At 66.5% G+C, this 23,833-nt stretch carries 19 protein-coding genes; 7 read left to right on the forward strand and 12 right to left on the reverse strand.

Annotated elements, in window-relative coordinates:
* Window positions 1–103 precede the first annotated feature (103 nt).
* From ACEVQ6_RS13370 to ACEVQ6_RS13380, 3 genes are all read right to left on the reverse strand, one after another.
* Window positions 104–1,411, reverse strand: a complete 1,308-nt coding sequence (locus ACEVQ6_RS13370; RefSeq protein ID WP_374889490.1) for a replication-associated recombination protein A — start codon at window positions 1,409–1,411, stop codon at window positions 104–106.
* Window positions 1,408–2,772 (reverse strand): DegQ family serine endoprotease, encoded by a 1,365-nt coding sequence (locus tag ACEVQ6_RS13375; protein WP_374889731.1) that lies wholly within the window; start codon window positions 2,770–2,772, stop codon window positions 1,408–1,410. The genes ACEVQ6_RS13370 and ACEVQ6_RS13375 overlap by 4 nt, the downstream gene beginning before the upstream one ends.
* A gap of 252 nt (window positions 2,773–3,024) precedes the next feature.
* Window positions 3,025–3,555, reverse strand: a complete 531-nt coding sequence (locus tag ACEVQ6_RS13380; RefSeq protein WP_374889491.1) for a single-stranded DNA-binding protein — start codon at window positions 3,553–3,555, stop codon at window positions 3,025–3,027.
* Window positions 3,556–3,830: 275 nt separating this feature from the next.
* Between ACEVQ6_RS13380 and uvrA the strand changes: the two genes are divergently transcribed.
* From uvrA to ACEVQ6_RS13400, 4 genes are all read left to right on the forward strand, one after another.
* A complete protein-coding gene (uvrA, locus tag ACEVQ6_RS13385; RefSeq protein ID WP_374889492.1) occupies window positions 3,831–6,749 on the forward strand; it encodes an excinuclease ABC subunit UvrA in 2,919 nt (972 codons plus the stop codon).
* Between the two features lie 4 nt (window positions 6,750–6,753).
* Entirely contained in the window at window positions 6,754–7,380 is a 627-nt protein-coding gene (locus tag ACEVQ6_RS13390; protein WP_374889493.1) for a glutathione S-transferase family protein, read from the forward strand.
* Between the two features lie 20 nt (window positions 7,381–7,400).
* Window positions 7,401–8,213 carry a DUF72 domain-containing protein gene (locus ACEVQ6_RS13395; RefSeq protein ID WP_374889494.1) on the forward strand — a complete coding sequence of 271 codons (813 nt, stop codon included), beginning with the start codon at window positions 7,401–7,403 and terminating at the stop codon, window positions 8,211–8,213.
* A gap of 493 nt (window positions 8,214–8,706) precedes the next feature.
* On the forward strand, window positions 8,707–10,356 hold the full coding sequence (locus ACEVQ6_RS13400) for a Na/Pi cotransporter family protein (RefSeq protein ID WP_374889495.1): 1,650 nt from the start codon (window positions 8,707–8,709) through the stop codon (window positions 10,354–10,356).
* 7 nt (window positions 10,357–10,363) lie between these two features.
* On the opposite strand, the gene ACEVQ6_RS13405 is transcribed toward ACEVQ6_RS13400, so the two are convergent.
* Window positions 10,364–11,836 (reverse strand): NAD(P)H-hydrate dehydratase, encoded by a 1,473-nt coding sequence (locus ACEVQ6_RS13405; RefSeq protein ID WP_374889496.1) that lies wholly within the window; start codon window positions 11,834–11,836, stop codon window positions 10,364–10,366.
* Window positions 11,837–12,185: 349 nt separating this feature from the next.
* Here ACEVQ6_RS13405 and ACEVQ6_RS13410 point away from each other — a divergent pair, with 349 nt between their 5' ends.
* On the forward strand, window positions 12,186–12,524 hold the full coding sequence (locus ACEVQ6_RS13410) for a P-II family nitrogen regulator (protein ID WP_011975544.1): 339 nt from the start codon (window positions 12,186–12,188) through the stop codon (window positions 12,522–12,524).
* Between the two features lie 67 nt (window positions 12,525–12,591).
* Window positions 12,592–14,001, forward strand: coding sequence for a type I glutamate--ammonia ligase (gene glnA, locus ACEVQ6_RS13415; RefSeq protein ID WP_374889497.1), 1,410 nt, complete (start codon window positions 12,592–12,594; stop codon window positions 13,999–14,001).
* Window positions 14,002–14,204: 203 nt separating this feature from the next.
* On the opposite strand, the gene ACEVQ6_RS13420 is transcribed toward glnA, so the two are convergent.
* Together ACEVQ6_RS13420 and ACEVQ6_RS13425 are read right to left on the reverse strand one after the other, a co-directional pair.
* The gene (locus tag ACEVQ6_RS13420) at window positions 14,205–15,239 is read right to left on the reverse strand and encodes a TAXI family TRAP transporter solute-binding subunit (RefSeq protein WP_374889498.1); all 1,035 of its coding nucleotides are present in this window, start codon (window positions 15,237–15,239) and stop codon (window positions 14,205–14,207) included.
* Between the two features lie 89 nt (window positions 15,240–15,328).
* Window positions 15,329–16,492, reverse strand: coding sequence for a coiled-coil domain-containing protein (locus ACEVQ6_RS13425; protein ID WP_374889499.1), 1,164 nt, complete (start codon window positions 16,490–16,492; stop codon window positions 15,329–15,331).
* 248 nt (window positions 16,493–16,740) lie between these two features.
* Here ACEVQ6_RS13425 and hspQ point away from each other — a divergent pair, with 248 nt between their 5' ends.
* A complete protein-coding gene (gene hspQ / locus ACEVQ6_RS13430) occupies window positions 16,741–17,073 on the forward strand; it encodes a heat shock protein HspQ (protein WP_374889500.1) in 333 nt (110 codons plus the stop codon).
* Between the two features lie 83 nt (window positions 17,074–17,156).
* On the opposite strand, the gene rpsD is transcribed toward hspQ, so the two are convergent.
* The 6 genes from rpsD to ACEVQ6_RS13460 form a co-directional block, all read right to left on the reverse strand.
* The gene (gene rpsD, locus ACEVQ6_RS13435; protein WP_374889501.1) at window positions 17,157–17,774 is read right to left on the reverse strand and encodes a 30S ribosomal protein S4; all 618 of its coding nucleotides are present in this window, start codon (window positions 17,772–17,774) and stop codon (window positions 17,157–17,159) included.
* Window positions 17,775–17,995: 221 nt separating this feature from the next.
* On the reverse strand, window positions 17,996–19,507 hold the full coding sequence (locus ACEVQ6_RS13440; RefSeq protein ID WP_374889502.1) for a helicase HerA domain-containing protein: 1,512 nt from the start codon (window positions 19,505–19,507) through the stop codon (window positions 17,996–17,998).
* A 142-nt stretch (window positions 19,508–19,649) separates the two neighbouring features.
* On the reverse strand, window positions 19,650–20,021 hold the full coding sequence (locus ACEVQ6_RS13445) for a GFA family protein (protein WP_374889503.1): 372 nt from the start codon (window positions 20,019–20,021) through the stop codon (window positions 19,650–19,652).
* A gap of 44 nt (window positions 20,022–20,065) precedes the next feature.
* Complete coding sequence (murI, locus tag ACEVQ6_RS13450; protein ID WP_374889504.1) at window positions 20,066–20,857, reverse strand: glutamate racemase; 792 nt, start codon at window positions 20,855–20,857, stop codon at window positions 20,066–20,068.
* Window positions 20,847–21,680 carry an RNA methyltransferase gene (locus ACEVQ6_RS13455; RefSeq protein WP_374889505.1) on the reverse strand — a complete coding sequence of 278 codons (834 nt, stop codon included), beginning with the start codon at window positions 21,678–21,680 and terminating at the stop codon, window positions 20,847–20,849. The genes murI and ACEVQ6_RS13455 overlap by 11 nt, the downstream gene beginning before the upstream one ends.
* A gap of 68 nt (window positions 21,681–21,748) precedes the next feature.
* Window positions 21,749–23,722, reverse strand: coding sequence for an FUSC family protein (locus ACEVQ6_RS13460; RefSeq protein ID WP_374889506.1), 1,974 nt, complete (start codon window positions 23,720–23,722; stop codon window positions 21,749–21,751).
* Window positions 23,723–23,833 lie beyond the last annotated feature (111 nt).

Genomic DNA, 23,833 nt, shown 5'->3' on the forward strand with positions numbered 1-23,833 from the left:
GCTTCAGAATGTGATTCAAGAGCATCGGCGCGTTGCCGGACAGAATCCGGAAGCCGTATTAAATGACTGAAATCATACATATTTATAATTTTAAACCGCTCGGTCAGCCCCGTTCCTTGCGCAGCTTCCCCCACCAGTCGAGCCGCTTGCGGATCTCGCGCTCGAATCCGCGCTCCGGCGGGTCGTAGAAGGTTTGCCGGCCCATCTTCTCCGGAAAATAATCCTGGCCCGAAAACGCGTCCGGCTGATCGTGGTCGTAACGGTAGCCGTCGCCATAGCCTTCGCCCTTCATCAGCTTGGTCGGCGCGTTGAGGATGTGCTTCGGCGGCAGCAGCGAACCGTGCTCCTTCGCCGCCCGGACGGCCGCCTTGTAGGCGGTGTAGACCGCGTTCGACTTCGGAGCGGTGGCGAGGTAGACGCAGGCCTCGGCGAGCGCCAGTTCGCCTTCCGGCGAGCCGAGGAAATCATAGGCATCCTTCGCGGCGGTGCAGACGGCGAGCGCCTGCGGATCGGCAAGGCCGATATCCTCGACCGCCATGCGCACCAGCCGCCTGGCGAGGAAAAGCGGCGACTCGCCGGCGTCGAGCATCCGGCAGAGATAGTAGAGCGCGGCGTCCGGGTCGGAGCCGCGCACGGATTTGTGCAGCGCCGAGATCAGGTTGTAGTGCCCGTCCTGGCTCTTGTCGTAGATCGGCGCGCGGCGCTGCACCACCTCCTGAACGGCCGCCGCATCGAAGACCTCGCCCTTGCGCGCCGCACGCCAGACCTCTTCCGCCAGCGTCAGGATCGCGCGGCCGTCGCCGTCGGCCATGCGGATGAGGCTCGCACGAGCCTCCGCGTCGAGCGGCAGCGGCCTCGCCTCGACGGCCTCCGCCCGCGTCAGGAGCTCCGAAAGGCTCGCCTCCGTGTGCGAATGGAAGGTAAGCACACGGGCGCGCGACAGCAGCGCGGCGTTCAGTTCGAAGGACGGGTTCTCCGTGGTCGCGCCGACGAGAACGATGGTGCCGTCCTCCATCACGGGCAGGAAACTGTCCTGCTGGGCGCGGTTGAAGCGATGGATCTCATCGACGAAGAGCAGCGTCTGCCGTCCCGACATGCGCCGCATCCGCGCCGCCTCGAACACCTTCTTCAGGTCGCCGACACCGGAAAAGATCGCGGAGATCTGCTCGAAGACGAGGCCCGTCTCGCCGGAGAGGAGCCGCGCCACCGTGGTCTTGCCTGTGCCGGGCGGTCCCCAGAAGATCATCGAGCCGAGCGAACCGGCCTCGATCATCCGTGTCAGCGCCCCGTCCGCGCCCGTCAGGTGATCCTGCCCGACGACGTCTGCAAGCCTTTGCGGCCGGAGCCTGTCGGCAAGCGGCCTCGACTTCGCCATCGCCTCCGGCTCGGATGGCGAAAACAGGTCGGTCATCGGAAGAACTGGCGGATGACGCGGCCGTCCCGCTCGATCTCCACCCGCCAGAAGGCCGGATCGTCGTCGACCGCCTTTTCCAGCGTCTCGGACGTTTCGATCGTCGTGCCGTTCACCGAGCGGATGATGTCCTTCGGCGCCAGCCCGATCCGTGCCGCGGGCGAGCCGCGATTGACGGTCGTCACGACGACGCCTACGGAACTCGACGGCATGCGCAGGTCCTCGGCAAGGCGCGGCGACAGGTTGGCGACGACGGCGCCGGCAAAGGGATTGCGTCCCTCGATCAGCCGTTCGTCGGGCGGGGTCGTCTCCGGCGCGCGCGTCAGCGCCAGCGTCACGTCGCGGGTCTTCGCGCCGTCGGCCAGCGTCAGCCGTGCGTCGTGCCCGACGCCGACCGTCGTCAGCCGATAGCCGAGCGCATCCGGATGCTCGACCTCGATGCCGTTGACCGCCGTGATGACCTCGCCCGGGCGAATGCCGGCCTGTTCCGCCGGACCGCCGGGCAGGACGGCGGTGACGAGCGCGCCGCGCGAACGCTTCAGCCCGAGCGCCTCGGCAACTTCGGCGGTCACGGGTTCGAAGCTCGCGCCGATGAAGGGACGGACGAAACCGCCGGCACCATTGGCGGCCGAGGTGACGAAGGCCTTGACCAGGTTGGCGGGAATGGCGAAGCCGACGCCGTTCGAACCGCCGCCGCGCGAGAAGATCGCCGTGTTGATGCCGATCAGTTCGCCCTGCATGTCGATCAGGCCGCCGCCGGAATTGCCGGGATTGATCGCCGCATCGGTCTGGATGAAGAAGCCGAAATCGCCGGACGTCACCTGATTGCGCGCCAGCGCCGAGACGATCCCGCTCGTCACCGTCTGGCCGACGCCGAAGGGATTGCCGATGGCGAGAACGAGGTCGCCGACCTCGACCCGGTCCGAATCGCCGATCGGCATCGCCTCGAACGGCCCGCCGCCCTTGATCTTCAGAACGGCGAGATCGAGCCGGTCATCCTTCAGCACCACGGTCGAGGCAAACTCACGACCGTCGGCGAAGGCGACCTTGATATCGTCCGCACCCTCGATGACGTGATTGTTGGTCACCACCGTCCCGTCCGCGCCGACGACGACGCCGGAGCCGAGCGAGGATTGCTTCTCGCTGCGGTTCGGCATGCGCTGGCCGAAGAACTGCTCGAAGAACGGGTCGTCGCCGAAAAGCGATCGCTGCTGCACCATCCGCTCGGCATAGACGTTGACGACGGAATTGGCGGTCTTCTTCACGAGCGGCGCGAAGGAGAGCTGCATGGCCTCGCGCGAGGGCGGAACCGTGCGTTCGGCGACCTCGCCGGCAGGCGTCGTTACGGCGGCGGTCGCCATGGGATCGAGCGGCGGGCGATCCGTTCCAAAGGAGAAGGCAGCCAGCGCCACAAGCGCGGCGCCGGCCATGGCGATCAGGGGGCGGTAGGGAACGCTCATGCGTGAACGAGCCTCGACATTGTCTCTTCTGGCGATAGTCCGGTGACGGGAGCCGTCATCACTGCAGCGCGGCCATCACCCGGGCGTGCCAGAGATAGGCAACGGACGGCCGAAATCAATAAACCGCCACGATCATCCGCCGCCGGCGGATCCTCAGAACGGAATGTCGTCGTCCATGTCGCGCGAGAAATTGCTGCTGCCGCCGCGACTACCGCCGCTGCCCGAACGCGCCGGCGCCGAGGCCGCCGGCCCGCGCTCGTAATCGTCGCCATAGCCGCCCGACGCGCCGAAATCCTGTCCGCCGCCGCCGCTTCTCATGCCGCCGCCCTCGCCGCGTCCGTCGAGCATCGTCAGCGTCGAATTGAAACCCTGGAGCACGACTTCCGTCGTATAGCGGTCGTTGCCGGTCTGGTCCTGCCACTTGCGCGTCTGGAGCTGGCCCTCGATGTAGAGCTTCGCACCCTTCTTCACATATTGCTCGACGACCTTGCAGAGGCCCTCGTTGAAGACGACGACATTGTGCCATTCTGTCTTCTCGCGGCGTTCGCCGGAATTGCGGTCGCGCCAGGTCTCCGAGGTGGCGATGCGCAGATTGGCGATCGGCCGGCCGTCCTGGGTCCGGCGGATCTCGGGGTCGGCCCCGACATTGCCGATCAGTATCACCTTGTTCACGCTGCCAGCCATGGTCTTCATTCCCGTTTTTCCGGCCCGGAAGGCCGGCAATGTCCATCGATCTGGAGGACTTTAAACGCACCGTCGGCGCCTGACGCCCCGCAGCCGCCGCTCATCCACAACAGTTTTCAATTTTGTTCTTTATATGTTCTACGAAATCGCTAATATCCTGTCAATGCCGCGACGAAGGGACAGGTTTGCTGCATTGCGGCTCGACATCGTTTTGCCGGCCGTTACATAAGGTGCCAGGGCCCTTCACGGGCGGGATTTCAAGAAGCGACAGCCGGATGAGCGAACTGAAGACCATTTCCGTGCGCGGCGCGCGCGAGCACAACCTGAAGGGCATCGACCTCGACCTTCCCCGCAACAGCCTGATCGTCATGACCGGCCTGTCCGGCTCGGGCAAGTCCTCGCTCGCGTTCGACACGATCTATGCCGAGGGGCAGCGGCGCTATGTCGAGAGCCTGTCGGCCTATGCCCGCCAGTTCCTCGAGATGATGCAGAAGCCGGATGTCGACCAGATCGACGGCCTGTCGCCGGCGATCTCGATCGAGCAGAAGACGACCTCGCGCAACCCGCGCTCGACCGTCGGCACCGTTACCGAGATCTACGACTACATGCGCCTGCTCTTTGCCCGCGCCGGCGTGCCCTATTCGCCGGCGACGGGCCTGCCGATCGAGAGCCAGACCGTCAGCCAGATCGTCGACCGCATCCTCGGCTATGACGAGGGTACACGGCTTTACATCCTCGCGCCGCTGGTGCGCGGCCGCAAGGGCGAGTACCGGAAGGAACTCGCCGAGCTGATGAAGAAAGGCTTCCAGCGCGTCAAGGTCGACGGCCAGTTCTACGAAATCGCCGAAGTGCCGGCGCTCGACAAGAAGTACAAGCACGACATCGACGTGGTCGTCGACCGCATCGCGGTCAGGTCCGACCTCGCGCAGCGGCTCGCCGATAGCGTCGAGACCTGCCTGAGGCTCGCCGACGGCCTCGCGATCGCGGAATTTGCCGACAAGCCGCTGCCGGAGGGCGAGACCGCCGCGGGGGGTGCGGCGAACAAGTCGCTGAACGAGACCCATGAGCGGGTGCTGTTTTCGGAGAAATTCGCCTGCCCCGTCTCGGGCTTCACGATCCCCGAGATCGAGCCGCGGCTGTTCTCGTTCAACAATCCCTTCGGCGCCTGCCCGACCTGCGACGGCCTCGGCAGCCAGCAGAAGATCGATGAGGCGCTGATCGTGCCGGAGGCCCAGCGCACGCTACGCGACGGCGCGATCGCGCCCTGGGCGAAATCGACCTCGCCCTATTACAACCAGACGCTGGAGGGCCTTGGAAAAGTCTACGGATTCACGCTGAAGAACCGCTGGAACGAGCTTTCTTCCGCCGCACAGAAGGCGATCCTGCACGGGACCGACGAGAAGATCGAGTTCCACTACAAGGATGGCGCCCGCTCCTACAATGCGACCAAGACGTTCGAGGGCATCGTGCCCAACCTGGAGCGGCGCTGGAAGGAAACGGATTCGGCCTGGGCGCGCGAGGAGATCGAGCGCTACATGTCGTCCGCCCCCTGCCCCGCCTGCAACGGTTTCCGCCTGAAGCCGGAGGCGCTGGCCGTCAAGATCGCCGGCCTGCATATCGGCCAGGTGACCGAGATGTCGATCCGGGTCGCGCGCGACTGGTTCGAGGTTCTGCCGGACAAGATGACTGCGAAGCAGAACGAGATCGCCGTACGCATCCTGAAGGAGATCCGCGACCGGCTGCGCTTCCTCAATGATGTCGGCCTCGACTATCTGAGCCTCGCGCGCAATTCCGGCACGCTGTCCGGCGGCGAGAGCCAGCGCATCCGGCTTGCCTCCCAGATCGGCTCGGGGCTGACGGGGGTTCTCTATGTGCTCGACGAGCCGTCGATCGGCCTGCACCAGCGCGACAATGCGAGGCTGCTCGATACGCTGCGCCATTTGCGCGACATCGGCAACACGGTGATCGTCGTCGAGCATGACGAGGATGCCATCCTGACGGCCGACTATGTCGTCGACATCGGCCCTGCGGCGGGCGTCCATGGCGGCCAGGTGGTGGCGCAAGGCACACCCGCCGAGATCATCGCCCATCCGACGTCGCTGACGGGAAAATATCTTTCCGGTGAACTCTCCGTCGCCGTGCCGCAGGAGCGGCGCAAGCCGAAGAAGAAAAAGGAAATCCTCGTCGTCGGCGCCCGGGCGAACAACCTCAAGAACGTCACCGCCGCGATCCCGCTCGGCGTCTTCACCGCCGTCACCGGCGTTTCCGGCGGCGGCAAGTCGACCTTCCTGATCGAAACGCTCTACAAGGCGGCCGCCCGCCGCGTCATGGGCGCGCGCGAGAACCCGGCCGAGCACGACCGGATCGACGGTTTCGAGCATATCGACAAGGTGATCGACATCGACCAGTCGCCGATCGGCCGCACGCCGCGCTCGAACCCGGCGACCTATACCGGCGCCTTCACGCCGATCCGCGACTGGTTTTCCGGCCTGCCCGAAGCGAAGGCACGCGGCTACCAGCCCGGCCGCTTCTCCTTCAACGTCAAGGGCGGGCGCTGCGAGGCCTGCCAGGGCGACGGCGTCATCAAGATCGAGATGCATTTCCTGCCGGACGTCTATGTCACCTGCGATGTCTGCCACGGCAAGCGCTACAATCGCGAGACGCTCGACGTCACCTTCAAGGGCAAGTCGATCGCCGACGTGCTCGACATGACCGTCGAGGAAGGCGTCGAGTTCTTCGCCGCGGTCCCCGCCGTGCGCGACAAGCTGCAGGCGCTGCAGGATGTCGGCCTCGGCTACATCAAGGTCGGGCAGCAGGCGAACACGCTGTCGGGCGGCGAGGCGCAACGCGTCAAGCTCGCCAAGGAACTGTCGAAGCGTTCGACCGGCCGCACGCTCTACATCCTCGACGAGCCGACGACCGGCCTGCATTTCCACGACGTCGCCAAGTTGCTGGAAATGCTGCACGAGCTGGTCAACCAGGGCAATTCGGTGGTGGTGATCGAGCACAATCTCGAGGTGATCAAGACCGCCGACTGGGTGATCGACTTCGGCCCCGAGGGCGGCGACGGCGGCGGCGAGGTGATCGCGGCCGGGACACCGGAGGAGATCGTCCGCGAGCCGCGCTCCTACACCGGGCAGTTCCTGAAAGACCTTCTGGAGCGGAGGCCGGTGCGCAAGATTGCGGCGGAGTGAGACGATGATCCTGATCGGCCAGTATGATTCCTCCTTCGTCCGCCGGATCGGCATCGCGCTGACGCTCTACGGCATCGCCTTTAAGCATCGGCCCTGGTCCATCGTCGGCGACGCGGAAAGGATCCGCGCGGTCAATCCGCTGATCCGCGTGCCGACGCTCATCCTCGACGACGGCGACGTGATCGTCGACAGTCCCTCGATGATCGACCATATCGACGGACTTGTCGTGCCGGATGACAGATTGCTGCCGCAGGCGGAACCGGAGCGGCGCCGGGCGATCCGCATCATGGCGCTGGCGACAGGCCTTGCCGACAAGGGCGTCAGCCTTTTCTACGAGACGCGGCTGCACGATGCGCCGTCTCCGGTCTGGGCGGAGCGCTGCCGTGTGCAGATCGCCGGCGTCCTGGCGGCGCTCGAAACAGACCGCGCCGCGCTCACGACTCCCTTCTGGTTCGGCGCGGCGCCGGGACATGCCGACATCGCCGTCGCCTGCGCCATCCGCCATGTGTCCGAAGCCCATCCCGGTCTTATCGCGGCCGAGGCCTATCCGGCTGTGTCGGCCCATTGCGCGACGCTGGAGGCCCTGCCGGTCTTCCGGCAGATTTCCCAACCCTTCATCGCACCGGCCTGACCGGCCGAGGAGACATGATCATGGCGACATCTGGCGTCATCCGCACCGGCATCGGCGGCTGGACCTTCGAACCCTGGGAGGGCAGCTTCTATCCCGACACGCTGCCGAAGAAGTGGCAGCTCGAATTCGCCAGCCGAAAGCTGACGGCGATCGAGGTGAACGGCACCTATTACAGCTCGCAGAAGCCGGAAACCTTCGCCAAATGGGCGGCGGAGGTGCCGGAGGATTTCGTCTTCTCGCTGAAGGCCAGCCGCTTCGTGACCAATCGGCGCGTCCTCGCGGATGCCGGCGAGTCGATGCGGAAATTCCTGACGCAGGGCCTGACGGAACTGGGGACCCGTCTCGGGCCGATCCTCTGGCAGTTCGCGCCGACGAAAAAATTCGATGCCGACGATTTCGCGGCCTTTCTCGCGCTGCTGCCGGAGACGCAGGATGGACTGGGGCTGCGCCATGTCGTCGAGGTACGGCATCCCTCGTTCCAGGTGCCGGAATTCATCGCCCTTCTTGCCCGGCACAACGTCGCCGTCGTCTGCGCCGACCACGCCGACTATCCGATGCTGCCGGACGTGACGGCGGATTTCGTCTATTGCCGCCTGCAGAAGGGATCCGACGATGTCTCGACCTGCTATCCCGAGGACGATCTCGCCGCCTGGGCGACGCGGCTGAAATGCTATGCCGGCGGTGGACGGCCGGGCGACCTTGCCGCGATCGCCCCGGAACGCCAGGCGGATGCAGCACCCCGCGACGTCTTCGCCTTCTTCATCACCGGCGGCAAGGTCAATGCGCCGGCCGGCGCGCAGAGGCTGCAGGAGCGGCTTGCGGCGGACGGCTGATCCGGCGCGCGCCTCTCGCTCATCAGGGCATGCGAGCATGACGTCGCGCGCTCGGCTTGCCGGTGATGATCACCTCGCCCGGTTTCATCGATCCTGGCCGATGTCTCCTCAGCGACGTCGCCGTCTTGCCGCCCGGCGACACCCCTCGACAGTCCTCGTCCCGCCGGTTCTCTCACGCGATCCAAAGATCGATGCACCGGCAGGAGCTTCTGCCCGGTTTTTTTGATGCATTTCAGGAAAATACAACCTTTGATATGTAAATTATGACAGTGTCGTGAATGCGCCAGCCGGCGTCGCGGCCTTGCGGGCAGCGCCCCGCAGCAAGACCCAAGGTGAGCGATCGCCAATGCCGGCCTTTGCCGGCAGCGGCGCGGGCTCGTGTTGAGCATTGCGGGATCGGTTCGGCGTTGCATTGCCGAAAGAACGAGAAAAGAGAGCATGTCCGGTGACTGCGATGTCACGGGAAAGGCTCCAGGGGCACGAGGTTGGCGGCATGACGGGCTCCATCGTTTTCATCAATCTCGCCGGGGCGGTCGCCCTGCTTCTCTGGGCCTCGCGCATGGTCCGGACCGGTATCGAGCGCGCCTATGGCAACCTGTTGCGCGAAAAGCTGCGTCTCGCCGTCGGCCATCGGGTGACGGCGGCGATCGCCGGCTTCCTCTTCGCCATCGGCCTGCAAAGCGCCACGGCGGTCGCCCTGATCGTCTCCGGTTTCGTCGCCAGCGCCTACATCACCCCGGCGATCGGCATCGCGACGCTGCTCGGCGCCGATCTCGGCTCGGCCTTCGTGGCGCGGCTGTTGCGGCACGACCTGTCGATCTTCATTCCGATCCTCCTGCTGATGGGCACGGTCTCGTTTCGCGCGACCGAGGCGCGCGACTGGCGGCAGGCAGGCCGCATCTTCTTCGGTCTCGGCCTGCTGCTCCTGTCGCTGCGGCTGATCGGCGAGGCGTCCGATCCGCTGAAGACCAGCGAGCTGCTGCCGGTCGTCATCAATTACCTGTCGCGCGACTGGATCACCGCCTTCCTGCTCGCGGCGCTGATGGCATGGCTGTTCCATTCCAGCGTTGCCAGCCTGCTGCTGCTCGCCTCGCTTGCCGACCGCCATCTGCTGGCACCCGTCTTGATCATTCCGATGGTGCTCGGCATCAATTTCGGCGCGGCCGTCATCGCGGCGGTGCTGACGCGCAACGAGGCGCGTGATGCCCGCATCGTGCCGCTCGGCAATGTCGCCATCCGCGGGCTCGGCACGCTTTTGGCGCTCGCCGGCCAGTTCGCCTCTCCGCTGTCTCCGGACCTGTTCTCGAGCCATCCCGGTGACGCGGTCGTGCTCGTCCACCTGGCGCTGAACGCCGCCGTCGTCCTTCTCGGCCTGCCCTTCTGCGGCACGGTCGCCCGCCTGCTCGACCGCTTCCTTGCCGTCCCGGCGACCGAAGCCAAGCCGCTCGACTATCGCCGCTCCGCGCTCAATCCGGACGATCTTTCCGATCCCCGGCAGGCGATCAACAGCGCCACGCGCGAGGTGCTGACCGTCTGCGACCGGATCGAGCTGATGCTGGTGCAGATCTTCGAAGCCTATGAAAAGCCCGATCCACGCGCCATGGAGCGCATCGAGATGCTGGACGACGAGATCGACCGCATCCATCGCGACATCAAATTCTATCTCGCCCGCATTTCGGCGACGACGCTGGATCCGGCGACGGCCGCCGAATGCCAGGACCTGCTCGGCGCGACGATCAAGCTCGAACAGGCCGCCGACATCATTGCCCAGAACATGCTGACGCGGGCGCGCAAGAAGCAGGCGCGCGGTGTCGCGTTCTCGTCGGAGGGCTGGCGTGAACTGTCGGAAATGCACGACGAGGTGATGAAGAATGCCCGCCTCGCCTTCAATCTCCTCGTCAACAGGGATGTCGAGCATGCGCGCCAGCTCGTCGCCCAGAAGGAGATCGTGCGCAATCTCGTGCGCGTCAGCGAGGAACACCACCTGCAGCGGCTGCGCGACGGCAATGTGGCGAGCTACGATTCCAGCTCCATCCACCTCGACACGATGCGGGACCTGAAGGAGATCAACTCACTCGTCGTCTCGATCGCCTATCCGGTGCTCGAAGGCGCGGGCATGCTGCGCGCGAGCCGGCTGCGGTAGGGCGCCGTCAGCGAAGCGGCGGGATATGGTCGACGAGACTGTCCGCCGTCAGGCCCTCGCCCGCGGCGCTGCCTGCCGCGCCATGCCGCCAGACGCCGGCGGCGGCCGCCTCGAAGGCCGGCAGTCCGTTCGCCATATGGGCGGCGATGATGCCGGCGAGCACGTCGCCCGATCCGGCGGTGGCGAGAAAAGGCGGCGCGTTGCCGTTGACGACGGCGCGCCCGTCCGGGGCGGCGATCACGGTGTCCGCGCCCTTCAGGACGACCACGCCATGGCTGCGGCGCGCGGCGGCGATGGCCTTGTCGATCTTCGAGGCAGAAGGGTCGTCGGCGATATCGGGAAAGAGCCGCCGGAATTCGCCGTCATGCGGCGTCATCACCAGCCGTACCGGCCCCTCGGCGAAGGCGGAAAACAGGGCGGCCGGATCCCCGGCGAAGGCGGTGAACCCGTCCGCATCCAGCACGAGGTGACGATCGGAGAGCGCAGCCGCGTAGGACCGCAGCCGTCCGCCGTCGCCGAAACCCGGGCCGAGCACGAAGGTGTTGATCCGCCGGTCGCCGATCCATCCGGCGAGATCCTGCGCGCCGGCGATCTCGCGCAGCATGATCGCGGTGACGTGGGCGGCGTGCACGGCGAGCGCGCCGGCGTCCCCCGCAAGCGTCACCAGCCCGGCGCCCGCCTTCAGCGACGCCATCGCCGAAAGCCGCGCGGCTCCGGTGGTGCAGGCCCCGCCGGAGAGGACGGCAACATGCCCCCGGCGATATTTGTGATCGCTTGACGCGGCGGGCGGCAGGGCATCGGCCCAGACAGGCGGTCCGTTTTCGCAAACGGCGGACGCGTTCGCGGAGAGGATGCGCGCGGGGATGCCGATGTCGGCGATCTCGACCACGCCGCAGGCCGAGCGCCCGGGCAGAAGCACATGGCCGAACTTGCGCGCGGCGAAGGTCACGGTCCGCGCGGCCTGGAAGCTTGCGCCGAGAACGGCGCCCGTGCGTCCGTCGATGCCGGAGGGCAGGTCCACGGCCAGAACCGGCACGCCGGCGGCATCGACGCGGGCAATCACGGCCCGCAACACCTCAGGGACCGCCCGGGACAGGCCGGCGCCGAAAACCGCATCGACGACCACGTCGCCCGGCAGGGGTGCATAGTCGGTCAACGGGCGCGAGGTCATGGCGGCAGCGCGGAATGCCTCGGCCACAGCCCCCGTAAGCCGGTCGGGATCGGCAAGGTGGAACACGGCGACCTCGGCTCCGGCGTCGCGCAGCCCCGCCGCCGCGATCCACCCGTCGCCGCCATTGTTGCCGGGACCGCTGAGGACGACGAACCGCGACGCCCCGGCGAAATGGCGAAGGGCGGCCGCGCAAACGGCAAGGCCCGCACGCCGCATCAGCGCGGAGACGGCAATTCCTGATTGTGCGGCCGCCCGGTCGACGGCGGACATGTCGAGGGGCGAAAGGAGGGGTGGAACAGTGTCGCGCATGCGCCATCATCTACCGTCAAGACGGCGAAACGCAAGCCGCGCCGGCCCACCGGATCCGGAGGAAACTGCACGTTAAATCATCATTTGCTCATAAAAAATGCTTAAATAGCGTGCTCGTGAACACAGTCATTGGCCAGTCGACTGCTGCAATGCAGCATTTTTCTGCGTCGACGCAAAATTTAGGCAGAGGCGAGCGAATATTTTCCCGGAAAAAGCCGCCGGCGCATGGTGCGGCGATGGGAACGGTGTAAAGTGCGGCAGGAGGCGCGTAGACTGGCATAATACGTGCATAACACGGGCGGGCGGGTATGTTCCTGCTTTAACGGGAGAAGCGGAGAGCCAATTTCTCATGAAAAAGATCGAAGCGATCATAAAACCCTTCAAGCTCGACGAAGTGAAGGAAGCCCTTCAGGAAGTCGGCCTGCAGGGGATCACGGTCACGGAGGCGAAGGGTTTCGGCCGTCAGAAGGGCCATACGGAGCTCTATCGCGGTGCGGAATATGTCGTGGACTTTCTCCCGAAGGTGAAAGTAGAAGTTGTCCTGGCGGACGAGAACGCCGAGGCTGTGATCGAGGCGATCCGCAATGCCGCCCAGACCGGCCGCATTGGCGATGGAAAGATTTTCGTCTCCAATGTAGAAGAGGTCATTCGTATCCGCACCGGTGAAACGGGGATCGATGCCATCTGACGCACCGGGCATGCCAGCCGGGTGAAACGCGCCATAACCGCGAAGAAAAACAAGGACCTCTAGGGATATGACGACTGCAAGCGACATTCTGAAACAGATCTCGGACAACGACGTGAAGTTCGTCGATCTGCGCTTTACCGACCCCAAGGGCAAGCTGCACCACGTGACCATGGACGTCTCCTGTGTCGACGAGGACATGTTTGCCGATGGCGTGATGTTCGACGGTTCGTCGATCGGCGGCTGGAAGGCGATCAACGATTCGGACATGGTGCTGATGCCGGATGTCGAGACGGTCCACATGGATCCGTTCTTCGCGCAGTCGACCATGGTGATCCTCTGCGACATCCTCGATCCGATCTCGGGCGAGGCCTACAACCGCGATCCGCGCGGCACGGCGAAGAAGGCGGAAGCCTATCTGAAGTCTTCGGGCATCGGCGACACGGCCTTCTTCGGCCCCGAGCCCGAATTCTTCGTCTTCGACGACGTCAAGTACAAGGCCGATCCCTACAATACCGGCTTCAAGCTCGACTCCTCCGAACTGCCCTCGAACGACGACACCGACTACGAGACCGGCAATCTCGGCCATCGCCCGCGCGTCAAGGGCGGCTACTTCCCGGTCCCGCCGATCGACAGCTGCCAGGACATGCGCTCCGAGATGCTGACGGTCATGAAGGAGATGGGCGTCGTCGTCGAGAAGCAGCACCACGAAGTGGCCGCCGCCCAGCACGAGCTCGGCGTGAAGTTCGACACGCTGGTCGTCAATGCCGACAAGGTGCAGATCTACAAATATGTCGTGCACCAGGTCGCCAACGCCTATGGCAAGACGGCGACCTTCATGCCGAAGCCGATCTTCGGCGACAACGGCTCGGGCATGCACGTGCACCAGTCGATCTGGAAGGACGGCAAGCCGACCTTTGCCGGCGACCAGTATGCCGGCCTCTCCGAGACCTGCCTCTACTATATCGGCGGCATCATCAAGCATGCCAAGGCGATCAACGCCTTCACCAATCCGACGACCAACTCCTACAAACGCCTGGTTCCGGGCTACGAGGCGCCGGTGCTTCTCGCCTATTCGGCCCGCAACCGCTCGGCCTCCTGCCGCATCCCCTTCGGCTCGAACCCGAAGGCGAAGCGCATCGAGATCCGCTTCCCCGACCCGCTGGCCAACCCCTATCTCGGCTTTGCCGCCATGCTGATGGCCGGCCTCGACGGCATCAAGAACAAGATCCATCCCGGCAAGCCGATGGACAAGGATCTCTACGACCTGCCGCCGAAGGAATTGAAGAAGATCCCGACGGTTTCGGGTTCGCTGCGCGAGGCGCTGGAAAATCTCGACCGCGACCGCAAGTTCCTGACAGCCGGCGGCGTCTTCGACGACGACCAGATCGACGCCTTCATCGAGCTGAAGATGGCGGAAGTGATGCGCTACGAGATGACGCCGCACCCGGTCGAGTTCGACATGTATTACTCGTCGTAATCGCGCCGATAGGTGCGGACGAAAGGCGGCATCGACGATGCCGCCTTTTTTCATGCCCGCCGCACGCCGCAGGGATTGAGAATTGACGACGGCCGCCGCAGCGACCGCCGACGGGACGAGACAGAGCATCTCCGTTTTCTGTATCGCCCCGACATCACATCCGTTCCGGGGCCGACGGGACACGCGCCAAGACGCGGAGAATGTCAGTTCTGCTTGAGGCGCTGCTTCAAGAGGTCGAGATATTCCTCGTTGCCGCCGCTCGCGTCGTCGGGCGCGCCTTGCGCGATGCAGGCCGGCCTGTAGTCGAGGGCCATGCCGGCGCGGACGCAGACGCCGACCTGCCAGCCGGGCGGCAGGGCCGTCAGATCGACATCCTTCCATTTCGGATGGCCGTTTTCCTTCAGCCGGTCGAGATTGTTCAGAATCAGGCTGGAGAAATCCGAGACGGCCTTGCAGCTCTCGCGCTGGTAGGCATTGCGCGTGACGTCGTAGTCATAGGTCATCATCACCGCCTTGACGGCGATCAGGTCGACGGGCTCCGTCTGGAAATCATAGGTGCCGCGCTCAATGCGCGAGCGGATGTAGGTGGCGAGCAGCGGCGCGTCGGTGATCGGCAGCAGGTGGAATTTTGCGCCGTCGATCCGGTTGTCGCGGAAGAGCGGCGCCGGGGCGCCGGCGACATAGAAGAGCGCGTCGATCTCGCCCGATTGGAGCTTCGGCAAGGCCGCATCCGGATTGACGAGCACGCGCTCGCCGAGCTTCACCTGGAGGATGTCGAGGATCAGCGAGGCCGTCAGAAACGTGCCGCTGTCCTTGACGCCGATCGCCACTTTCTTTCCCGCGAGCTCGGCGACGGACCGGATGTCGCTGCGCGCCAGAAGGTGCACTTCCTCATTGTAGAGCGGGAACATGATGCGCACGCCGCGCACCGCCTGCTGCACCTCCGGATCGTTCGCCTCGAAGGTCTTCAGGTATTCGAGCACGTCGTTCTGGACGATGCCGAACTGGGTGTTGCGCCGGTTGCGCACGCCGACGAAATTCTCGAGCGAGCCCGCCGTCTCTCGCACGTTCAGTGTCAGTCCACAGCTCTTGCCGAGATCGGCGATGTCGCGGCCGATGCGGATATAGGTCCCTTGTGGTCCGCCCGTCATGATGTTCTTCTCGAACTCGGCGGCTTTCCCCAGCCCCGGAACGAGCAGAGCAACAAACGCGACCAGCGCCGCAACGCATTTGAACATCGGCGAAACTCCCCTGCCGTCGATCGTCGGACAAGACTATAGGTCCGCGCGGCAAATTCAACGCGGCGCGGACAACCAATGCGCCTGTTTCAGCAGCCGCTTTCGAGGCCGCGGATGAGGTTGCGCATGACGATGATCGGAACCCGGTCATAGACGCTCTCCAGCGCCTGCGTGACACAGGCGCCCTCGATCAGGCGGTCGCGCAGGCGCAGCCGGTCCGCGGCCGCGAGGCCGGACATTCCGGGTGTCTGCGACAGGACCGCATCCACCCGCGCCGGATCGCGCGGCGTTGCAGCGCGGTCGGCGGCGGGCGCCTCGTCCGTCCCGGCAGGGGCCTGGGTCGTCCCGGCAGGGGCCTCGGTCGTGCCCGCAGGGGCGGTGTCCGCCGCGCGCAGCAAGGCGTCGCGCTCGGCCTCGACGCCGCGCCGGGCGGAACGCTCCGCCGTCAGTGCCTCGCCTGCCTCAGCCGCCGCCGCGCGCGCGGCATCGCGCTCCGCACGCAACGCGTCGCGTTCCTCCTCGGCTTTCGCATCCGTCACCGCATCGTCTGCCTGCGCGGCCTGCCGGGCCTGCGCAAGCTCCGCCTCCAGCGCGCGGACCCGCTGGCGAAGCGCGTCGATCTGCTGCCGGCTTTCGGCGCCGGCGGCGTCGGCTGCCCGGTCCTGCCCCGCCCGAAGCGCAGCCAGGGCGCTTTCCGCTGCCGCGAGACGGTCACGGAGTTGCGTCGTCTCGGCCGCGTAGGCTTTCGCCTCGCCTTCCCGCGCGGTGTCGGCCTCACGACGCGCGGCGTCGCCTTTCGCGACCTCCGCCTTCAGCGCCGCTTCGGCGCGGCGCGCGGCATCGGCCTCCTTCGCCGCCCGCGCCTCGACGGCGGCCTTCTCCTTCTGCAGCGCGTCGAGATCGGCGTCGCGCTTGTCGAGGAGGCGCGTCAGCTTCGGCAATTCGTTGAGTTTCAGCTCGGCATAGTCCTTCTCGAGCTGTTCGGCCCAGTCGCCGGCGTTCCTCTTGAGATCGCCAAGACGTGCCTCGAGATCCTGATGGGCCTTCGCCGCCTCGACGAGGCGTTCACGCGCGTCATCCCGCTCGGCCGTCAGCGCGGCGATGCGCCCGTTCAGCCCCTCGCGCGTATACCAGCCATAGCCGATGCCGCCGAGGATGACGACGAGGAGAGCCGCCGCCAGCAGGAAACCGCCGCCAGGCCCCGATGGACGGGCCTGAACGCCGCCGCTGTTTCTGCCCCACTGATTGACCACGAAATGCCGCCCTCGCTGCTCGCCGCGCCGATGACGGATGCGGATCCCGCCGGACACGACCGGCTGATGGGATGCACCCGTCAGCCGAATTTAAAGCGCGGCCGGCCCCTCGCAAAGGTCGAGACACCGCGAAGACGAAAGAAAGATCAAAGAAAGATCATCAGCGGCGGGAAAGCGGCAGGAACCGAAGGCCGCCCTTGATGTCGGGGCGAAAACCACCACATGATAAGGCGAAAGGATGTTCAGCCATGAAACAAAGACACGCGAAATTTCAGATCGGTCAGGTCGTGCGTCATCAGATGTTTCCGTTCCGCGGTGTCATCTTCGACGTGGATCCTGAATATTCGAATACGGAGGAATGGTGGAATTCGATTCCGGAAAACCTGCGCCCCTCCAGGGACCAGCCGTTCTACCATCTTCTGGCGGAGAACGACGAGAACGAATACATCGCCTACGTCTCGGAACAGAACCTCGTTTCCGACGAAAGCGGCCTTCCCGTGCGTCACGCCAAGGTCGATGCCTTCTTTGATCCCGGCGCCGATGCCGGCCACTACAAGCCGAAGATCGTGCACCAGCACTGACGAAGGCCGGATCCGGACGACAAAAAACCCCGCAGTCTCCTGCGGGGTTTTTGTTGTCCGGACCGTCAGGGATCCGAAACGGATCAGCGCGAATAGAATTCGACGACGAGGTGCGGCTCCATGACGACCGGATAGGGGACGTCGGAGAGGCCGGGAACGCGCGCGAAGGTCGCGGTCATCTTGTTGTGGTCGGCTTCGATATAGTCCGGAACGTCGCGCTCGGCGAGCTGGACGGCTTCGAGGACGGACACGAGTTGGCGGGACTTCTCGCGCACGGCGATGACGTCACCGGCCTTGCAGCGATAGGAACCGATGTTGACGCGCACGCCGTTGACCGTGACATGGCCGTGATTGACGAACTGGCGGGCGGCGAAGACCGTCGGCACGAACTTGGCGCGATAGACGATGGCGTCGAGGCGCGACTCGAGCAGGCCGATCAGGTTCTCCGACGTGTCGCCCTTGCGGCGGTCGGCCTCGGCGAAGATGGCGCGGAACTGCTTTTCGCGGAGATCGCCGTAATAGCCCTTAAGCTTCTGCTTGGCGCGCAGCTGAACGCCGAAGTCGGAGAGCTTGGACTTGCGGCGCTGGCCGTGCTGGCCCGGACCGTATTCGCGGCGGTTCACCGGGGACTTCGGACGGCCCCAGATGTTTTCGCCCATGCGGCGGTCGATCTTGTACTTGGACGATTCGCGCTTGCTCATCGCATTTCCCTTCTTTGTTCTTGTCGGCCCGTTACCGGGCCGGTTTCAGGAAACACGCCCTCCTCTGGCCCCTTCTTGAGGCCTGACAGACGTCCCGCGATCACGCAGGCCGGGGACGTCACGGGACATGTCAAATAAAACACCGGGCGTTTCCGCCCGGCGCTGGGCGGGTCTTTAGGCAAAGATGACGGAATTGTCAACGGCGGGCCGGGCGAACATCGCTATTCGGCCGCGGCTGCCGCCGGTGCCGCATCGCCGGGCGCATTCGGGTCGCCCGCCGCCGTCTCGCAACCGAGATCGGGGAAGGCGACGATGCGCAGGCCGAAGCCGGTCGTGCGCAGCACGATCAGGCCCTGCTCCTCGAAATAGCCGAGAAAGCGGCGGGCGCGACGGGCGGAGTGGGTGCCGTAGGCGCGCGCGAGCGCCATGTCGGAAGGACAGGGCGCGCCGGTGAGCGCGCCGACAGCGAGACGCAGGAAGATCGCCTGCAGATCCTCGCTGACCCCGCCCATGAGATCGAGCGCCTTCGCCCAGCCCTCGCCGGCCGCCGTTTCGGCATCGACGCCGGACCGGGCGATCGCGAGCCGGCGGCGGAAATCGGCGAGCGGCGGCGGCGTGCCCGGCAGACGGCGCATGCGCAGCCGCACGAGGAAATCCTGGTAAAGCGCCGCATCGGTGGCGAAGCCGCCGTCGGAGGCCGCATGGATCGCCTCCAGCACCTCCCCGATCGCCGCCTCGCGCTCCTCCTCGGACATGTCCGGCTTCTGGAGACGGGGTGCGGCCGGCAGGGCCGGCTCCGGCGCCGGCCGGGAAAGTTCCGCGAGAATGTCCGTGGCGGGACGCGGCTGCGGCGCGATCCTGCGGGCCGGCCGCATGGCATCCTCGGGATCGGCGCTGAAGATCAGCGCATCGACATCCTCGACCGCGTCCGGCAACGGCATCAGCATCGGGCTGGTCGATCGGGCCGAGGTCTCGACCGGGCCGATGGTCACCTTCAGCGGCCGACGCGACAGAGCCGGGCCGAGCGCGACGAAGGAACCCCGCTTCAGGTCGCGAAACATCTCCGAGGTGCGGCGGTCCATGCCGAGAAGGTCGGCGGCGCGCGCCATGTCGATGTCGAGGAAGGTGCGGCCCATCAGGAAGTTCGAGGCCTCCGCCGCGACGTTCTTGGCGAGCTTCGCTAGGCGCTGCGTGGCGATGACGCCGGCAAGGCCGCGCTTGCGGCCGCGGCACATCAGGTTGGTCATGGCGCCGAGCGACAGACGGCGCACCTCCTCCGCCACGTCGCCGCTCGCCGACGGTGCGAAAAGCTGCGCCTCGTCGACGACGACCAGCATCGGATACCAGTGGTCGCGGTCCGCGTCGAAAAGGGCGTTGAGGAAAATGCCGGCACTGCGCATCTGCTGTTCGGCATCCTGGCCTTCGAGCGACAGCACGCAGGAGACGCGATGCTGGCGCACGCGCGAAGCGATGCCGGTCAGTTCCTGGTCGGTGCGCTCGCCGTCGATGACGACATGGCCGTAGCGGTCGGCGAGCGTGACGAAATCGCCCTCGGGGTCGACGATGCATTGCTGCACCCAGCGCGCCGACTGTTCCAGCAGGCGGCGCAGGAGATGCGACTTGCCCGAGCCGGAATTGCCCTGCACCAGCAGCCGCGTCGCCAGCAGTTCCTCGATATCGAGCGATGCGGCCGATCCCTCGGACGTCGTTCCCATGTCGATGCCGACCTTCACCGTCTGCGAACCCCCATGCCTTCAAATGAAAGGGCGACCGCCCCGGCCGTCGCTCCCCGCGTCTGGCAGACCGTCTTTATCAGACACGGCCGCCGGTTTCTCCGATGCAATCGCTTAACCCACAGGCGATTGCGCGGCTTCCCTACCAGAGGGTCTTGCCGTCGATGACCTCGACCGGAAGATCGGCGGCCTCGATGCCATCGACGAGGCGGGCATTGATGCTGACCTGCCGCGTCGCGCCGTCCCAGGATCCGTCCATCTCGAAGGCGGGGCTGTCGGTGAAGGTGGTGCAACCGCAGCGGCCGCAGAAGTGATGCGCCAGGAGTCCGCTCTGCCAGCGATAGATCCTGTCATGGGCGGCCGTCCCGGTCAGGCGAAGCTGCTCCGGCCTGTAATAGGCCCGCAACACGCCGGCCTTCGAGCAGAAGCTGCAGGTGCAGCGCGTCAGCGCGGCCGGCAGATCGCCGTCCACCTCGAAGACCGTATCCCCGCAATGGCATCGTCTGCTCAGCATGCGCGCCTCCTTCGGTTCCGCGCCCGAGAAGGTATCGCGGCGTCTCACGCCGTCAAGCCGAAGCCCTGCATCAGCCGGCGCGTGGTGAAGTCGGGATGGCCCGAGGTGAAGATCGCCGGGTCGGGGCCGCTGATCGGCGTGAACGTCGCCGGCAGCGTCACCAGCGAGCGGGCACGCCGCGCGATCGCCTCCGCGGGGTCGATCCAGTCGACCGGCCAGGGCGCCAGGCGGCGGAACACATTGGCGAGGAAGGGATAATGGGTGCAGGCGAGCACGACGATGTCCGTCCTTCGCCCGCCCTCCTCGACGAAGCAGCCGCCGATCTCCGCGCGGATATCGTCGTCGGCAATCGTCTCGCCGCGGATATAGGCCTCGGCCATCCGCGCCAGCCGATGCGAGCCGACGAGGCAGACATCGCATTGCGAGGCGAAGGACTGGATCAGCTCGCGGGTATAGGCGCGGCGCACCGTGCCCGGCGTCGCCAGCACCGAGACGAGGCCGGAGCGGGTGCGCTCGGCCGCGGGCTTGATCGCCGGCACCGTGCCGACGAATCGCATCTGCGGATAGGCGGCACGCAGCGCCGCGCCGGCGACGGTGAAGGCGGTGTTGCAGGCAATCACGCAAACCTCGGGATCATGGGCCTGGAGAAGAACGCCGAAGAGATCGACGACCCGCGCATTGAGCTCCGCCTCGCCCCAGCCGCCATAGGGAAAGCCGGCATCGTCGGCGACGTAGATGAAGTGCCGCTCGGGGATCAGCACGCGCAGTTCACGCAGGACCGTCAGCCCGCCGATGCCGCTGTCGAAGACGAGGATCGGCTTGGGCTCAGCCGTCATCGCCCTCTCCCGCCGGACGGCCGGACCGCCCGCCCTCCGGGGCGCCCGCACCGCGCGGCACGTCGCGGGTAAAGCGGTCGAGCACCGAGACGACGCCGCGCAGCAGCCGGATCTCCTGTTCGGTGAAGGCCGGGCGGGTCAGCACGGTGCGCAGGTTCTCGACCAGCTTCGGCTTCTTCTCCGCCACGCGGAAATAGCCGCGCGCGTCGAGCGCCTCCTCGACATGATCGAACAGGCCCTGCAGATCCTCCTTCGTGGCGGCACGCTGGGGAAGCGCCTGGAACGCGGTCTCCTCCGGCGAGGCCATGCCGCTCTTCAGCCATTCGTAGGACATCAGCAGCACGGCCTGGGCGAGGTTCAGCGAGGCGAATGCCGGGTTGACCGGAAAGGTGACGATCTCGTCGGCGAGCGCGATCTCTTCGTTGGTGAGGCCGGTGCGCTCGCGGCCGAACAGGATGCCGGTCGCCTCGCCGGCGCCGAACCGGCCGCGCAGGGTGCGGACGGCGACTTCCGGACCGCGCACCGGCTTGTAACCGTAGCGGTCGCGCGCCGTCGTCGCATAGACGAAGTTGAGGTCGGCGATCGCCGCCTCCAGACTGTCATAGACCTTCGCACCGTCGATGACATGGTCGGCCCGGCTTGCGGCGGAGCGCGCCTTCTCGCTCGGCCAGCCGTCGCGCGGATTGACAAGGCGCAGCTCGCCGAGGCCGAAATTGGCCATGGCACGGGCGACCATGCCGATATTCTCGCCGAGCTGGGGGTGAACGAGAATGATCGCCGGCCCCTCCGCCAACAAGGGCCGCTCGCTGTTGGTTCCTGCCATGCCGTCCTGTCCGGTGTCGATTTGAAAGCCGACTCCCTCGCACAAATGCCGGGCGTTGAAAAGACGGATCAGCCCGGCGTGACGGGCTTCAGCCGGTCGAGCAGCAGGCCGACCATCTCCAGGGCCAGCGCGGCCTTGCGTTCCGAGAGCGGCAGATGCCGCCGCGTCACGCTGCGCACCGGGCGCGGCACGTAGAAGCATTCCGATCCGCTCGCGCGCAACGCCGCAAGGCGCGCCTTCGCCCCGTCGAGCGCCGCCGGGTCCGGGCTATCCCCGCCGGCGCCCTGCACGGCCATCTTCGCCCAGTAGGTTGCGGCCATCATCAGCGCAAGCGTCTGCCGGACATGTCCGGGCCGGGTGACCACCTGCCAGGAGGAGCCGAGCGGGCGGGCGGCGGCGGCGACGTCGCGGTAGGCGCGCTCCAGCGCCTGGGCCTGCGCCAGCGCCTGGGCCTCCGCCAGCGCGGAAACGCCGTCCCGCGGACCGGCTGACAGCAGCGCATCCATCGCGTCGTACCAGCCGGTCAGCGCCGCATCGAGGGTCGCGCGCGTGCGGGTCGGGAACACCAGGAAAGCGACGGCCATCCCGGCGGCCGAACCGATCAGCGTCTCCTCCAGCCGCAGCACCATCAGTCCGGGGGTCAGCACCCCCATCATTCCGTAGGCGAGCGCGAGCACGATGGACACGAAAAAGGTCATCGCCGCATAGGAGACCTGCAGCATATAGAAGGCGAGAAAGATGCACGACAGGGCGACGAGCGCCGAGATCGCGACGTGACCGGAGAGAAGGGCGGCAACACCGACGCCGGCGACGAGCCCGAGCAGCGTGCCGCCCGAGCGCTGGAGCGCGCGCAGCATCGTGTCGCCGCGCGAGCGGGTGTTGGTGAAGACGAGGAAGGCCGACAGCACCGCCCAGAACCAGCGCTCGCGCGACAGCATCAGGCCGAAAACCATGGCGACGGCGGCGGCGAGCGTGATCTGGATCGCGCTGCGCATCGCGGGCGCGTCCAGCGAGATGCGGCCGCCGGAGGGCGCGGGCGGAACCGGCGGCGCCGGCGGCCTCAATCCTTCGGCGGAGAGGACGGCGGCGACGTCCTGCGTCACCGCGCGCCGGGCACGGTCGAGCCAGACGAGGCTGCCGGCGGTCTCGGCCGCAGGTCCCGGCGGCATCGCTTCCGCAAGCCGCGCCAAAGCCGCGCCGTCGCGGCCGCGCACCGCATCGAGCATGGCCGGCTGCGGCGGGGACTGAAGGCCGAGGACGGCGGCGCTTTCGACCGCAAGATGCAGATCGAACAGCGCCAGCGTCAGCCGCAGCGCCGGATCATCCCCGGCCGGTGCCTCGCTTGCGGGACGCGGCAGCAGGCTTTCGGCCATCAGCATCGCATCCTTGAAGTGAGAGACGCGGGCCATCACCTGCCGGCGCCGCGCCGGCGGCACCTCTCCCGTTGCCGAGATGGCGGCGAGATCGTCGAGAATGCCGCCGATCCGCGCATCGAGGGCGACGAGCGTGCGGGAAAGATCCCGCTGCCAGCGATCCGGCAGGATGACGGTGGACACCAGATGGGCAACGAGGGCGGCCGTCAGGACACCGGCCGCAACCGCCGGAATCTGATCCGGCGACGGATGCAGGTAGGCGCCGATGAAATAGGACATGAAGGCGAACATGCCGACCGCCATCCAGCGCGGGCCGTAGGACCGGGCGAAGCTGGCGGCGAAGACGACCGCGAGAAAGACAAGGTCGGAGACCATACGGTAGGGCTCGAGCAGGGCGGCGAGCGTCACGATCACGAGCGCCGCGCCGCAACCGATCAGCCGCGTGACGAACTGGCGCGCCGGCCCGAGGTCGCGCACCGAAAGGCCGCTCTGGATCGCCAGCGTGATCGCAAGTCCGTAGGCTGCGGGCGGCAGCGCCCAGACCTGCGCCATCGCGGCAAGCATGGCGAGCGTGACGAGGATGGTGACCGTCACCCGGCCGGCCATGCGCACGCGCGAAAAGGCCGGATCGTTCGCCAGAAGCCAGTCGCGCAGTCGCCGTATCGTCACGTTCCCGCCTTTCACCGACGGCCGGCGCGCTGCCGCGCATTGCCCGCCGCCCGGCCTAGCACGCAGCCCCGCCGGCCGGCAATCCGGGCGTCGCAGCGATGGTCGGCGACA

This window comes from Ensifer soli (genome assembly GCF_041928815.1).
In the GTDB taxonomy this organism is placed as follows: Bacteria; Pseudomonadota; Alphaproteobacteria; order Rhizobiales; family Rhizobiaceae; genus JBHFEI01.

Excerpts from the sequence above, each read along its gene's own strand:
- murI (WP_374889504.1), bottom strand. The coding sequence starts at position 20,857 with ATGACGGCTGAGCCCAAGCCGATCCTCGTCTTCGACAGCGGCATCGGC.
- ACEVQ6_RS13445 (WP_374889503.1), bottom strand. The coding sequence starts at position 20,021 with ATGCTGAGCAGACGATGCCATTGCGGGGATACGGTCTTCGAGGTGGAC.
- ACEVQ6_RS13405 (WP_374889496.1), bottom strand. The coding sequence starts at position 11,836 with ATGCGCGACACTGTTCCACCCCTCCTTTCGCCCCTCGACATGTCCGCC.
- rpsD (WP_374889501.1), bottom strand. The coding sequence starts at position 17,774 with ATGAGCAAGCGCGAATCGTCCAAGTACAAGATCGACCGCCGCATGGGC.
- ACEVQ6_RS13420 (WP_374889498.1), bottom strand. The coding sequence starts at position 15,239 with ATGTTCAAATGCGTTGCGGCGCTGGTCGCGTTTGTTGCTCTGCTCGTT.
- ACEVQ6_RS13400 (WP_374889495.1), top strand. The coding sequence starts at position 8,707 with ATGACGGGCTCCATCGTTTTCATCAATCTCGCCGGGGCGGTCGCCCTG.
- ACEVQ6_RS13395 (WP_374889494.1), top strand. The coding sequence starts at position 7,401 with ATGGCGACATCTGGCGTCATCCGCACCGGCATCGGCGGCTGGACCTTC.
- ACEVQ6_RS13375 (WP_374889731.1), bottom strand. The coding sequence starts at position 2,772 with ATGGCGACCGCCGCCGTAACGACGCCTGCCGGCGAGGTCGCCGAACGC.
- ACEVQ6_RS13410 (WP_011975544.1), top strand. The coding sequence starts at position 12,186 with ATGAAAAAGATCGAAGCGATCATAAAACCCTTCAAGCTCGACGAAGTG.
- ACEVQ6_RS13455 (WP_374889505.1), bottom strand. The coding sequence starts at position 21,680 with ATGGCAGGAACCAACAGCGAGCGGCCCTTGTTGGCGGAGGGGCCGGCG.
- ACEVQ6_RS13390 (WP_374889493.1), top strand. The coding sequence starts at position 6,754 with ATGATCCTGATCGGCCAGTATGATTCCTCCTTCGTCCGCCGGATCGGC.
- ACEVQ6_RS13380 (WP_374889491.1), bottom strand. The coding sequence starts at position 3,555 with ATGGCTGGCAGCGTGAACAAGGTGATACTGATCGGCAATGTCGGGGCC.
- hspQ (WP_374889500.1), top strand. The coding sequence starts at position 16,741 with ATGAAACAAAGACACGCGAAATTTCAGATCGGTCAGGTCGTGCGTCAT.
- uvrA (WP_374889492.1), top strand. The coding sequence starts at position 3,831 with ATGAGCGAACTGAAGACCATTTCCGTGCGCGGCGCGCGCGAGCACAAC.
- ACEVQ6_RS13370 (WP_374889490.1), bottom strand. The coding sequence starts at position 1,411 with ATGACCGACCTGTTTTCGCCATCCGAGCCGGAGGCGATGGCGAAGTCG.
- glnA (WP_374889497.1), top strand. The coding sequence starts at position 12,592 with ATGACGACTGCAAGCGACATTCTGAAACAGATCTCGGACAACGACGTG.